We start from the raw sequence: 13,758 nt of genomic DNA, 5'->3' as shown, positions 1-13,758 counted from the left end.
CTCTTATTTTGAGAGAAAACTAGATAATGTCAGACAAGAGACATTGCCAAATTACGATGTATTATTCACCAGACGCTTGATTTTCTAGCTGACTATAAATAATCAGTGGCTCAGATTTTCCATTAATAACGCCTTCATCAATGACCACTTTTTCTGCATTTTCAAATGAAGGAAGGTCATACATCGTATCAAGTAATGCTGCTTCAACAATCGAACGTAAACCACGCGCACCCGTTTTACGTACCATGGCTTTTTTCGCAATCGCAGTCAGCGCTTCCTTACGGAATTCTAAATCTACACCTTCTAATTTAAATAATGCCTGATATTGCTTAGTCAGTGCATTCTTAGGTTCTTGTAAGATTTGGATTAACGCTTCTTCGTTTAATTCGCCGAGTGTTGCAACAACAGGTAAACGACCAATAAATTCAGGGATAAGACCAAATTTAATCAGATCCTCTGGCTCAACTTGAGCTAATAATTCACCTTCGCTAGCTTTCTCTTTTTGGCTTTTAACTTCTGCACCAAAACCGATACCTGAATGTGTATTTAAACGTTGTGCGACAACTTTATCGAGTCCAGCAAATGCACCACCACAAATAAAGAGGATTTTAGAAGTATCAACTTGTAAAAACTCTTGTTGTGGGTGCTTACGCCCGCCTTGAGGAGGCACAGAAGCCACAGTGCCTTCAACTAATTTCAATAATGCTTGTTGTACACCTTCACCAGACACATCACGAGTGATTGATGGGTTTTCAGATTTACGGGTGATCTTGTCAATTTCATCAATATAAACAATACCACGTTGTGCTTTTTGCACATCGTAATCGCATTTTTGTAGCAGTTTTTGAATGATGTTTTCAACATCTTCACCCACATAACCCGCTTCTGTCAGCGTTGTGGCATCTGCCATAGTAAAAGGAACATCAAGGTAGCGTGCTAATGTTTCTGCTAATAACGTTTTACCGCTACCAGTAGGACCAATCAGCAAAATATTACTTTTCCCCAGCTCAACACCATTGGCTTTATCGCCATTACGCAGACGTTTATAGTGGTTATAAACGGCAACAGCCAAAACTTTTTTAGCCAATTCCTGACCGATAACATAGTCATCAAGGTGCTTACGGATTTCATGTGGCGTTGGCAATTCACTGCGTTCATGATGAGGCGCCAGTTCTTTTATTTCCTCACGAATGATATCAACACAAAGATCGACACATTCATCACAGATATAAACCGACGGACCAGCGATCAATTTTTTTACTTCATGCTGGCTTTTACCGCAGAAAGAGCAATACAGAAGCTTCCCTGAGCTATCTTTGCGCTTATCTGTCATCAGTCAACCTCACTTAGTTATTCTTCTTATTCAATTAATAAGAAGAAGAAAGACTTTTTACATAGAGATATTAATAGCCGTTTCCTTTGCGCGATTCTATAGCAAAGGAAACGTGTTAATTCAATTGCTATTACAACGTGTAATGATTAGCCACGTTGAGTATAGACTTTATCCACTAACCCGTATTCTAACGCTTCGTTAGCGGATAAGAAACGATCACGCTCAGTGTCTCTTTCTATTTCTTCAATAGATTTACCTGTATGTTGAGCTATTAGCTCATTCATACGAGATTTTACTTTCAAAATTTCTTGAGCATGAATTTGAATATCTGTTGCTTGACCTTGGAAACCACCTAATGGTTGGTGGATCATCACACGAGAGTTAGGTAAGCAAATACGTTTACCTTTCGCACCAGCAGATAATAAGAAAGCGCCCATTGAACACGCTTGTCCCATACAAATGGTACTCACATCTGCTTTGATATACTGCATGGTGTCATAAATAGACATACCCGCTGTAATCACGCCACCTGGTGAGTTGATATACAGGTTGATGTCTTTCTCTGGGTTTTCTGCTTCTAAAAATAGCATTTGAGCAACGATAAGATTAGCCATGTGATCTTCAACTTGGCCAGTCAGGAAAATAATACGTTCTTTTAATAAACGTGAGTAAATGTCGTAAGAACGCTCTCCTCGCGAAGTTTGCTCTATAACCATCGGCACCAGAGCCATATTAGGTGCGAATTGTTCCTGTGTGTCGTTAAATGACATGTCTGTCTCCTATTGCATTCTTATTGGTGCCAATGACAACAATTTTACTTGAGATAATTGATCATGACCATTTCTAATGATCTAATCTCTCACAAGACATTCAAGGCGCCTCGCGAGGAGTGATAAAGAGAATATAGAATTATCTGGAGATAATCGCTCAAATTTCAAGGCAAAATTTGATAAATATATACAAACTGAAAAAAACCCGTGGTAAAAACCACGGGTTTTTGCTTAAAACCGATATTCGCGGTTAAGAATTAACCCATTTGAACTTCGTTCATCAGTTCAGTGAAGTTAGTTTCTTTTTCAGTTACTTTAGCATTTGCTAAGATTTTTTCTACCGCTTGCTCTTCTAACGCAAGATTACGGATGTTATTCATCAGTTGCTCGTTCTTGTTGTAGAACTCAACAACTTCTGATGGATCTTCATAAGCTGAAGCCATTTCGTCGATCAGTGCATTCACACGGTCGTCTTCTGCTTTCAGTTCATTACTATTGATCACTTCACCTAACAGTAATCCAACGATTACACGACGTTTAGCTTGTTCTTCGAACAGTTCACGAGGCAATTGCAGTGCTTGTTTCTCGTCGCCACCAAAACGTTGAGCTGCTTGACGCTGCAGAACTTCGATTTCACTGTCAACAGCGGCTGCTGGTACGTCAACTTCGTTTGCTTTAACTAAGCCATCGATAACTTGTGATTTAACACGAGTACGGATTGCATTTTTCAGTTCACGTTCCATGTTTTTACGTACTTCAGCACGTAAACCATCAACAGAACCATCAGCAATACCAAAACGCTTGATGAACTCTTCAGTTAATTCTGGCAGTTCACGCTCTTCAACTTTTTTCAGGTTGATAGCGAATTGTGCTTTTTTACCTTTCAGGTTTTCAGCGTGGTAATCTTCTGGGAAAGTCACATCAATTGTGAATTCTTCGCCAGCCTTATGACCGATAACGCCTTCTTCGAAACCTGGGATCATACGACCTTGACCCATTGCCAGTACGAAATCTTCAGCTTTTCCGCCTTCAAATTCTTCACCGTCAATAGAACCGTTGAAATCAACAGTTACGCGATCTTCTGCTGCAACTTCGCCGTCTTTGTCTTTCCACTCTGCTTGTTGCTTACGCAGTGTTTCTAACATGTTATCAACGTCTTCGTCTTTAACAGTAACAACAGGTTTTACAACTTCAATGCTTTCCAGATCTTTCAGTTCGATTTCTGGGAAAACTTCGAATTCTACAGAGTAAACAAAGTCTTCACCTTCTTTGTATTGCTCTGGTTTGTAGTCAGGCGCGCCAACTGGGTTTACTTTATTTTCGATGATAGCGTTAATGAAATTACGCTGCATCAGATCACCCAGAACATCATTCAGCACTGACATACCGTAACGCTGTTTAACCATTGACATTGGAACGTGACCTTTACGGAAACCATCAATGCGAACAGTTTTAGCAGCTTTTTTCAGTTCACTGTCTACAGCAGTTTGGATATCAGCGGCTGGTACGGTGATTGTGACACGACGCCCTAGGCCTTGAGTCGTTTCAACAGAAACTTGCATCTTGTTACCTCAAAATAAGTTTTAGTGCTCGGTCTACTTTAAAGGAAACTAACATGATATTGACATGTTTAGGTTTATTTTCCTTTCAGAACCGGGGCCGCCACATTTAAAAAAACGAGGATCCCTGATATCAGAAGCATCCCGAAACCTTACTGAAAATTAGACGCGACATTATAACGATCTAGAGGGGTTGAGTCGAGAAAGAGCCGTTTTATTCCTCAATTTTTTCATAAAATCGAGCAACTCACCCCTTTTTCCCTCTATAAAGAACAAAAAATACGCATCTTAGGATCTATTTACTCACGATTAACGATAAGGTTGTTAATCTTCTTGGCTTCCGCCACGACACCCAGGAGAGCGCAATGCTTTATCCTGCTGTTCATTCCATTCGCTCAAAGTAAAAGTGTGTAATGCTAATGCATGAACACCATTTTCCATTTCATGAGCTAATGTTTGGTACACATCACGATGGCGCGAAACACTACGTTTCTCATTAAAATCATCACAAACGATAATGACTTTAAAGTGGCTTTCAGAGCCTTCGGGCACATTATGGCGATGGCTTTCGTTTATTACTTGTAAAAAATGCGGTGAAAAGCGTGAAATCAGCTTATTCTCAATATCATCACGGATCATCTCTGCCCCTAATACTCTAGCCTTTATACCACGGCAAACCAAAAACAAGTCAACCAGACTATATCGATTTAGTCGTTATCAATACAAAATGATGGGCTTATTCTTTTTAATTTTGCTGATGATAATCGCTTATTTTTCATCTTGAGTAAAACCATTGACCGAATATTGTCAAATACATGAGCAAAAATGAGAGTAATTTGAAATAAAATCAATTGATAAAATCAGATAATTTCGTTCGTTAAGGGGATATTAGCAACCTACCAGCAGTGGTATGATAGGCTAAAGTTTGAAGCCTATTCTACTTGTTAACACAACAGACATATTTAACCGAGATTACCTCATGATTAAAAATTTACTCTGTGCTGTTTTTGCATTAACACTGCTTTCAGGTTGTGCAACTCCTAGTAACAAATTATCTATTGAGCCCACGATGTCAGTTCCTGCGGCTGATCCAACGATGCGCCCTATTTCACTGAATATTTCTAGCCAAGACAAACGTGCATCAAAAAATCTAGCGGAAATCAACCGTAACGGTAAATTAGATATCCTTGTTCCATCTCGTGACATTGCATTTTTAATGCAAGAAGTTCTACAAAAGCAAATGGCAGCGCGTGGTTTTATGATAGGTTCTCCTGCTTCTGCTGATGTGATTATTGTCATCAATAAACTCAGTGCAGATGTGGGTGAAGGAAGTGTTCGTCATAATATCAGTGCAAAAGCGGATATTTCAGTTATCGTCACCTTACCGAATGGCAGTTCTAATACCAAAACATTCCGTACTAGCTACAATGTTCAAGGTCCATTTGGTGCAACTAATGAGAAAATTGCCGCCGCGATTAACAATGTCTTAAGTGAACTCGTTAGCGATATGGCAAAAGACGCTTCAGTCAGTCAATTTATCAAATCTAACGCCCGTTAATTTTATTAGAATAAACGACCTGTTATCTCAAACAGGTCGTTGAAAGGAATTTTTGCATGGTTCAGCCCACCTTCAAACAAACCACTTGGTATAAATCATTTATTCTTCTATTACTTGGCTTTACTTCTGGATTACCTCTGGCACTCACAGCGGGTACATTACAAGCTTGGATGACAGTAGAAGACATCGATTTAAAAACCATTGGTTTTTTCTCATTGGTGGGACAAGCCTATGTTTTTAAATTCCTCTGGTCACCCTTTATGGATCGCTATACCCCTTCTTTTCTTGGTCGACGCCGAGGATGGATGTTGCTCACTCAAATAGGGTTAGTACTTGGTATTGCAGGGATGGGCTTTTTAAATCCTAACGACCATTTATGGTGGCTTGCCTCTTTAGCTGTCATTGTTGCCTTTTGTTCCGCTTCACAAGACATTGTTTTTGATGCCTATAAAACCGATATTTTAAAAGCCGATGAGCGTGGTACTGGTGCTGCAGTTTCTGTATTAGGCTATCGCATAGCAATGCTTGTTTCTGGAGGAATGGCGCTTTGGTTAGCGGATAAATATATTGGCTGGCAAAACATGTACTGGTTAATGGCTGCCTTAATGGGTATTGGTATTATTGCCACATTACTTGCCCAAGAGCCAGAAACCACCGTAAAGCCACCACGTACACTCTATGAAGCTGTTATTGAGCCTTTATATGAGTTCTTCTCTCGTAATAATGCTTGGCTAATTTTACTGCTTATTGTGCTGTATAAAATGGGTGATGCCTTTGCCCTAAGTTTAAGTACTACTTTTCTGATCCGCGGTGCTGGATTTGATGCTGGTGAAGTAGGATTAGTGAATAAAACACTTGGGCTTGCCGCCACGATTGTTGGGGCATTACTAGGTGGTTTATTAATGCGCCGTTGGAGTTTATTTAAAGCACTGATGATTTTTGGTATTTTGCAAGGCGGTTCAAATATCGGTTATTGGTATTTAGCTATTTCTGAGCAAAGTATTTATAGCATGGGTGCAGTAGTTGCATTTGAAAATATCTGTGGCGGTATGGGAACAGCAGCATTTGTTGCCCTCTTAATGACACTTTGTCATCTCTCCTTTTCAGCAACACAATTTGCGTTACTCTCGGCTCTCTCTGCAATTGGTCGTGTTTATGTTGGCCCAGTTGCAGGCTGGTATGTTGAAAGCCATGGTTGGGAAGCATTTTACCTTTTTTCTATTGTTGCTTCTGTACCCGGTCTTATCTTGCTGTTGATTTCGGAAAACACACTTATTTATACGCAAAAAACAGGTGAATTCCTTAGAAGAACTTTGTTTATTAAACAATACCGTTTTGCTATTTATGGTTTGATGCTGACTGTTCTTTTCTTTCTTTGTAGTTTAATTCTTGTGATCACAAATTCACTACCAACTTTAGAAATGTTCCAGTCTGTCAATTTTATTCAATCAATAGATACTGATAGATTAAGTTCTTGGGCTTCAACACTCTTTTTATATGGTGTTATTGTTGGTGCGGTAAGCCTTGTCTTTGGCACAATCCTAGATTATTTAGCCCTTAAGAAAACAACACACTAATCTTGTTGCTTTCTTCACTATATTCGTCAGAAAAAAGGACAGCCTAAGCTGTCCTTTTTTGTATTCTTAGTAAAGATAATTTATCTAAACAATCTTACTTTTACTGCCTTACCTTTGATTTTACCTTGTTGCAGCTGTTTCCAGACTTGTTTTGCAATAGATTGTTTCACAGCAACATAAGCATGTGTTGGATTGATCATAATTTTACCAATATCGGCACCATTGAAACCCATATCACCCGTTAATGCGCCTAAAATATCACCTGGGCGCATTTTGGCTTTTTTACCACCATCAATACATAATGTTGCCATTGTTGCTTCAAGAGGCGTAATTTGTAGCCCAGTAGGTACTGGTAGCCAATTTATCTTCATATGAAGCATCTCTTCTAAAGCGTTAGCACGCTGAATTTCTTCTGGTGCACAAAAGCTAATCGCCAATCCACTTTCACCCGCTCTGGCTGTACGGCCAATTCGGTGAACATGCACTTCAGGATCCCACGACAATTCGTAGTTAATCACCATTTCTAACGCTTTAATATCAAGTCCACGAGCTGCAACATCTGTTGCTACTAATACACGACAACTCCCATTAGCAAAGCGAATCAGCGTTTGGTCACGCTCTCTTTGTTCCATATCGCCATGTAAAGCAAGCACACTTTGGTTGCTTTCTGTCAGTGTTTCATACACATCTTGGCAATCTCGCTTTGTGTTACAAAATACAACGCAAGAGGCAGGCTGCTCACGACTTAACAGCTTTTGCAGCAATCCTATTTTTCCATGACGAGATATTTCATAAAACTGCTGCTCAACAGCAGGAAGTTCATCAACAGAGTTTATTTCAATAGTTACTGGATTTTGCTGAATTTTACGGCTAATTGCTGCGATCTCATTTGGCCAAGTTGCAGAAAAGAGTAACGTTTGACGTTCCGTTGGCATACGAGAAATAATATCGTTGATATCATCAAAAAATCCCATATCCAACATTCTGTCTGCTTCATCTAATACCAATGTTTTCACATCATCTAAAGTGACAGTCTCTTTTTTTAGGTGATCAAGCAATCTACCTGGTGTTGCAACAATAATATGTGCAGCATGTATTAATGAATCACGCTGGATACTAAATGGAACGCCACCACACAGCGTTAATACTTTGATATTTGGAAGGTAACGAGCAAGGCGACGTAATTCATTTGCAACTTGATCAGCAAGTTCTCGCGTTGGACATAAAATAAGTGATTGAGTATTAAACTGTTTTGCATCAATGTGTTGCAAAAGTCCCAAACCAAAAGCAGCTGTTTTACCGCTGCCTGTTTTTGCTTGAGCGCGAACGTCTTTTCCTTCAAGAATAGCGGGCAAAGCGGCTTCTTGAACTGGAGTCATAGTGAGATAACCCAATTCATTAAGGTTAGCGAGTTGTTCAGCAGGAAGTGCGTTAAGTTCAGCAAATGAGGTCACAATGAAAATTCCAAGTAAGATAAAAACGAATATTGGTTAATGATACTATCCCTTTATTCTTGTGTCGTGAGGTATTTTTACGCGACTTTTACTACATATTTTTCTTTCTTCTTTTAATTTCTTTTTTCCCTGCCAAAAAAAACAGTTATTAAGCGCTCAATCCATTCAAAACAGATAAAATAATAAAAATAAACTAAACAATACTAAAATTCCTACTTTTAATTATCAATTTAATATTCTAGAAATAGATCTAGATTTCAAAATCATAATCTGTAAATTTCAAATTAATAGGTTATAGTTTCAAAATATATTAAAAAACAAATTCACCGTAAAATTATTTCATTAAATTTAATTGAGATTAATCATGATAAAAAAAACATTTTTATTAACCATCGCAAGTACACTTTCTTTATCAGCTCAAGCTAGCTATTTAGGTGGATTCGCTAATACCAGCATCAATTATCTTGATTGGACTTCTCATACAACACACAAAACAGGGAAATCTTCTCATAAAGATGATTTTGCCTATTTAGAACTTGAAGGTGGTGCCAATTTTTCATGGGGCGAGTTTTATGGCTTCTTTGATCTAGAAAACCCACTTAATCCTCGGAAAACACAACCGGGTGATAATCAACGTTATACCGTTAAAGCAACAAGCCGTATTTATTTAGGTGAAAGTCCTTTTAATTTATACGGGCATGTTTACGGCACATGGTCACTTCCAGGAAAAGAAAACGGTGGCAACTTCCATGAAGTTAATACGCTTTACGGTCTAGGCTATAACACACAAATTGATAATTTATGGTTTAAACCATTCGTTGCGCTTCATTATGTCGATCAAACTTATTATTCAGGAAATAATGGCTACGTCGTTGGTTGGGTTGCTGGATATGATTTTTCCATTAGAGATCAGAAATTTAGCATTAGCAATTGGCATGAAATGGAATTTAGTCGTCATAAGCGTTACGGCAATGGCGGGCAAAATGGGTTCAATGGCGCTTTAGCTTTTTGGTGGCATCCAACGACCTCTATTACTACGGGTATTCAATATCGTTATGCTTATAAAAAGCTAGGCGAAGATTTTCTGCAAGATGGCATTGTATATAGCTTGAAGTATAATTTTTGATCGCTAATTGTTAATTTTTATTACAGCGAAAGCATTTTTATTCGCTGTAACCTCTTTTTATCACTTAATGAAAAACTTTCTCATTGAATACAAACATTCATCAAATCACTAATTGCCCATATTAAAAATCACACAAGCATCAAATATAGATATTAAACATCAAGATAAAAAGGATTTTACCTATCAACTCTCCTCCGACCTCTATTTTGTTACTTTTTTAATCAAAATACGTTTTCTTACACTTTTTACTGCATTTTTATTTGTAAAAATATGTATTTATTTTAAAAACATGGTACTTTATGAAATTATAGTTAATACGCAATAATTAAATTAACATTTATTTAATAGTTTGATTACTTGTGATCACATTAACACAAAAGACTAACCAACCACTTACTTACCATTACAATTGTTTACACTGTCGCAACCTTACCGTAAAATGTCCTTACTGATACTGATGAAACAACAATAGAACCTTTGTCATTTGGGTCGTTGGATGAGACTTATGAAATACATAAAAAGTATTGGGACACTTTCGCTATTAGTTGCAGCTCTTCTATTAAGTGGCTGTGATATGGCGTTAATGAATCCCAAAGGCGCTATCGGCGCTGAGCAAAAAACATTAATCCTCATTGCGCTTGGTTTAATGTTAATTGTTGTGATACCGGTAATACTGATGGTGATTGTTTTCGCTTTTCGCTACCGTGAATCTAATACTAAAGCCACCTATCGCCCAAACTGGGCTCACTCAAATAAAATTGAACTTGTCGTTTGGACTGTGCCAATTATCATTATTGTGATTTTGGCAACGATTACATGGAAAACAACCCATGAGCTTGATCCTTACAAACCATTAGAGTCCACAGAAAAACCTGTCACCATTGAAGTTGTTTCAATGGATTGGAAATGGTTATTTATCTATCCAGAACAAGGTATTGCAACAGTTAATGAACTGGCTTTCCCTACTAATGTTCCTGTTAATTTCAAAATCACTTCTGACTCTGTCATGAACTCATTCTTTATCCCTCGCTTAGGTGGACAAATCTATGCGATGGCAGGAATGCAGACTAAATTACACTTAATTGCTAATGAACCTGGTGAATATCAAGGTATGTCAGCTAGTTATAGTGGACACGGTTTCTCTGATATGAAATTTACAGCGATTGCGACACCTGATCGTGCCGGTTTCGATGCGTGGGTTGAAAAAGTCAAACAATCGTCAGATACGTTAAATACGACCGCTGCATTTAATGAACTTGCTAAACCAAGCCAGAAAAATCCAGTGACCTACTATTCAAGCGTGAAGCCAATGTTATTCCAAGAGACCATTTCTAAATTTGGTCACACAGGTCATGGCGCTCACACCAGTGGCAATCAGACAGCACATGCTGATGCAACAATGAATATGAACATGAGCCATGCGGCGCATGCAGGAGCAGAGGAATAAAGGCATGTTCGGAAAATTAACTCTCGATGCAGTCCCGCTACATGAACCCATTATCGTAGTCACTTTACTCGGTATTGTTCTTGGTGGACTTGCTGTTGTTGGCGCTTTAACTTATTTCCGTAAATGGAAATGGTTATGGAGCGAATGGTTAACCAGTGTTGACCATAAAAAAATTGGTATTATGTATATCATTGTTGCAATGGTCATGATGTTCCGTGGCTTTGCCGATGCGATTATGATGAGAAGCCAACAAGCGCTTGCCTCCGCAGGTGAAGCGGGTTTCTTACCACCTCATCACTATGATCAGATTTTTACCGCACACGGCGTTATCATGATTTTCTTCATGGCAACACCTTTTGTTGTGGGTCTGATGAACCTTGTTGTACCTTTGCAAATTGGTGCTCGTGATGTGGCCTTCCCTTTCCTTAACTCACTGAGCTTCTGGTTCTTTGTAGTTGGTGTGGTACTAATCAACCTTTCTTTAGGTATTGGTGAATTCGCACAAACAGGTTGGTTAGCTTATCCACCACTTTCTGGCTTGGAGTATAACCCAGGAGTCGGGGTCGATTATTGGATATGGAGTTTACAGATATCCGGTATTGGTACGCTTCTAACAGGGGTTAACTTCTTCGCGACTATCCTGCGTATGCGTGCGCCGGGTATGAGCATGATGAAAATGCCAGTATTCTCTTGGGCGGCTTTATGTACTAACGTCCTAATTATTGCTGCATTCCCAATTTTAACAGTCACTATTACGCTGTTAACTTTAGACCGCTATCTTGGTACGCACTTCTTTACCAATGATATGGGCGGTAACATGATGATGTACATCAACCTTGTATGGGCTTGGGGTCATCCAGAAGTTTATATCCTCGTTCTGCCAGTATTTGGTGTGTTCTCTGAAGTTACAGCAACATTCTCTAAAAAACGGTTATTCGGTTATACCTCTTTAGTTGGTGCAACTGTCGTTATTACCGTGTTGTCATTTATCGTTTGGTTACACCACTTCTTTACCATGGGCTCTGGCGCCAACGTCAATGCCTTCTTCGGTATCGCCACGATGATCATCGCTATACCAACAGGGGTTAAAATCTTTAACTGGCTGTTTACGATGTATCAAGGTCGTATCGAATATAAAAGCCCAATGCTGTGGACTATAGGTTTCCTTATCACCTTCTCTGTTGGGGGAATGACTGGGGTTCTGTTAGCCGTTCCGGGTGCAAACTTCGTTTTACATAACAGCTTATTCTTAATCGCTCACTTCCATAACGTCATTATTGGTGGTGTAGTATTTGGTTGTTTCGCTGGTATGACTTACTGGTTCCCTAAAGCATTTGGTTTCACTCTGAATGAAAAATGGGGTATCCGTGCATTCTGGTTCTGGTTTATCGGCTTCTTTATGGCCTTTATGCCACTGTATATTCTTGGCTTTATGGGTATGACTCGTCGTTTAAGCCAAAATATCAATCCAGAATTTAACCCAATGCTGCTTGTTGCGGCTGGTGGTGCTGCACTGATTGCTATCGGTATCGCTTGCCAAGTTGTTCAAATCTACGTGAGTATCCGTGACCGTGATCAAAACCGTGATTTAACGGGTGATCCATGGGGTGGACGTACTCTGGAATGGTCAATTTCTTCACCTGCTCCGTTCTATAACTTTGCCGTTGAACCTAATGTTCAAACTCGTGATGAGTGGTGGGATCAGAAAGAAAAAGGCACAGCTTATCAGCGTCCTGCTAAATACGAACCTATCCATATGCCTAAAAATACAGGCGCGGGTGTAATTATTTCAGCATTTAGCTTAGTCCTTGGTTTTGCCATGATCTGGCATATCTGGTGGTTAGCTATCGTTGGTTTCGCTGGCATGATTGTCACTTGGATCGTGAAAAGCTTTGATACAGATGTGGATTACTATGTCCAAGTACCTGAAATTGAAGCTCTCGAGAATAAGCATTATGAAGAACTGAAAAAAGCAGGTGTGAAATAATGTCTACTCAAACTGTAAATAACACAAACGCCCATGAGCATCATGGGCACCACGATGCAGGAGCGACAAAAGTTTTCGGCTTCTGGATCTACCTAATGAGCGACCTTATCCTGTTTGCCAGCTTATTCGCCACTTATGCGGTGCTTGTTAACGGGATTGCGGATGGTCCTTCAGGTAAAGAGATTTTTAGCTTACCGTTTGTTTTAGTTGAAACCTTCTTACTGCTATTTAGTAGTATCACTTTTGGTTTCGCTATGCTGAGCATGAATAAAGGTAGCGTTAGCCAAGTTAATCTATGGTTATTTGTGACTTTCTTATTCGGCTTAGGTTTCGTCATCATGGAAGTTTACGAATTCCATGAGCTAATAGCAGAAGGTTATGGCCCAGATCGCAGTGCATTCTTATCTGCATTCTTTGCATTAGTTTCAACGCACGGTCTTCACGTAACCGCGGGTTTAATTTGGATTGTTATTATGATGATCCAAGTATCACGCCGTGGTTTAACTGAAGTTAACCGCACTCGTTTAAGCTGTTTAAGTCTGTTCTGGCACTTCCTTGACGTTGTCTGGATCTGTGTGTTCACCGTAGTTTATCTGATGGGAGCGATGTAATGAGTCATCCAAATACTTCTCCTTCAGGCGCAAGCCACGGCAGCATGAAGTCTTATCTGATCGGCTTTATTCTGTCTGTTATCCTCACCGTTATTCCATTTTGGATGGTGATGGAAGGAACAGCAACACCAGCAACAATTCTATGGACTGTTGTCGGTATGGCAGTTGTGCAAATTGTGGTTCACTTAGTCTGCTTCTTGCATATGAATACGTCATCAGAAGAGCGCTGGAACGTCGTCGCATTCCTGTTCACACTGCTTATTATCGGCATTGTTGTCGTAGGCTCGTTGTGGATTATGTACAACCTGAACATCAATATGATGATGGATTAAGAGT

At 39.4% G+C, this 13,758-nt stretch carries 12 protein-coding genes; 7 read left to right on the top strand and 5 right to left on the bottom strand.

Features of this window, described 5'->3' with window-relative positions:
• Positions 1–61: 61 nt before the first annotated feature.
• From clpX to bolA, 4 genes are all read right to left on the bottom strand, one after another.
• Positions 62–1,333, bottom strand: coding sequence for an ATP-dependent protease ATP-binding subunit ClpX (gene clpX / locus ACWPWK_RS13730; RefSeq protein WP_023580862.1), 1,272 nt, complete (start codon positions 1,331–1,333; stop codon positions 62–64).
• 146 nt (positions 1,334–1,479) lie between these two features.
• The gene (gene clpP / locus ACWPWK_RS13725) at positions 1,480–2,103 is read right to left on the bottom strand and encodes an ATP-dependent Clp endopeptidase proteolytic subunit ClpP (RefSeq protein ID WP_109371698.1); all 624 of its coding nucleotides are present in this window, start codon (positions 2,101–2,103) and stop codon (positions 1,480–1,482) included.
• Positions 2,104–2,360: 257 nt separating this feature from the next.
• A complete protein-coding gene (tig, locus tag ACWPWK_RS13720) occupies positions 2,361–3,665 on the bottom strand; it encodes a trigger factor (protein ID WP_023580863.1) in 1,305 nt (434 codons plus the stop codon).
• 321 nt (positions 3,666–3,986) lie between these two features.
• Positions 3,987–4,301 (bottom strand): transcriptional regulator BolA, encoded by a 315-nt coding sequence (bolA, locus tag ACWPWK_RS13715; protein WP_109371700.1) that lies wholly within the window; start codon positions 4,299–4,301, stop codon positions 3,987–3,989.
• A 340-nt stretch (positions 4,302–4,641) separates the two neighbouring features.
• On the opposite strand from bolA, the gene ACWPWK_RS13710 reads away from it, so the two are divergent.
• Together ACWPWK_RS13710 and ampG are read left to right on the top strand one after the other, a co-directional pair.
• Positions 4,642–5,220 (top strand): YajG family lipoprotein, encoded by a 579-nt coding sequence (locus tag ACWPWK_RS13710; RefSeq protein WP_109371702.1) that lies wholly within the window; start codon positions 4,642–4,644, stop codon positions 5,218–5,220.
• 56 nt (positions 5,221–5,276) lie between these two features.
• A complete protein-coding gene (gene ampG / locus ACWPWK_RS13705) occupies positions 5,277–6,797 on the top strand; it encodes a muropeptide MFS transporter AmpG (RefSeq protein ID WP_109371704.1) in 1,521 nt (506 codons plus the stop codon).
• 80 nt (positions 6,798–6,877) lie between these two features.
• Here ampG and dbpA read toward each other — a convergent pair whose 3' ends face one another.
• Positions 6,878–8,251, bottom strand: a complete 1,374-nt coding sequence (gene dbpA, locus ACWPWK_RS13700; protein WP_109371706.1) for an ATP-dependent RNA helicase DbpA — start codon at positions 8,249–8,251, stop codon at positions 6,878–6,880.
• A 352-nt stretch (positions 8,252–8,603) separates the two neighbouring features.
• Here dbpA and ACWPWK_RS13695 point away from each other — a divergent pair, with 352 nt between their 5' ends.
• The 5 genes from ACWPWK_RS13695 (at position 8,604) to ACWPWK_RS13675 (ending at position 13,754) form a co-directional block, all read left to right on the top strand.
• Positions 8,604–9,377, top strand: a complete 774-nt coding sequence (locus tag ACWPWK_RS13695; protein ID WP_416303208.1) for a nucleoside-specific channel-forming Tsx family protein — start codon at positions 8,604–8,606, stop codon at positions 9,375–9,377.
• Between the two features lie 496 nt (positions 9,378–9,873).
• The gene (gene cyoA, locus ACWPWK_RS13690; RefSeq protein ID WP_109371710.1) at positions 9,874–10,824 is read left to right on the top strand and encodes a cytochrome o ubiquinol oxidase subunit II; all 951 of its coding nucleotides are present in this window, start codon (positions 9,874–9,876) and stop codon (positions 10,822–10,824) included.
• Positions 10,825–10,828: 4 nt separating this feature from the next.
• Entirely contained in the window at positions 10,829–12,811 is a 1,983-nt protein-coding gene (gene cyoB / locus ACWPWK_RS13685) for a cytochrome o ubiquinol oxidase subunit I (protein ID WP_109371712.1), read from the top strand.
• Positions 12,811–13,422 carry a cytochrome o ubiquinol oxidase subunit III gene (locus tag ACWPWK_RS13680; RefSeq protein ID WP_036932890.1) on the top strand — a complete coding sequence of 204 codons (612 nt, stop codon included), beginning with the start codon at positions 12,811–12,813 and terminating at the stop codon, positions 13,420–13,422. The genes cyoB and ACWPWK_RS13680 overlap by 1 nt, the downstream gene beginning before the upstream one ends.
• A complete protein-coding gene (locus ACWPWK_RS13675) occupies positions 13,422–13,754 on the top strand; it encodes a cytochrome o ubiquinol oxidase subunit IV (RefSeq protein ID WP_006535101.1) in 333 nt (110 codons plus the stop codon). Before ACWPWK_RS13680 ends, ACWPWK_RS13675 begins: the two co-directional genes overlap by 1 nt.
• Positions 13,755–13,758 lie beyond the last annotated feature (4 nt).

The sequence above is a fragment of the Proteus sp. Marseille-Q3619 genome (genome assembly GCF_965283115.1).
The sequence above is the reverse complement of the archived record's forward strand: the minus strand, read 5'-3'. Positions and strand labels throughout refer to the sequence as shown.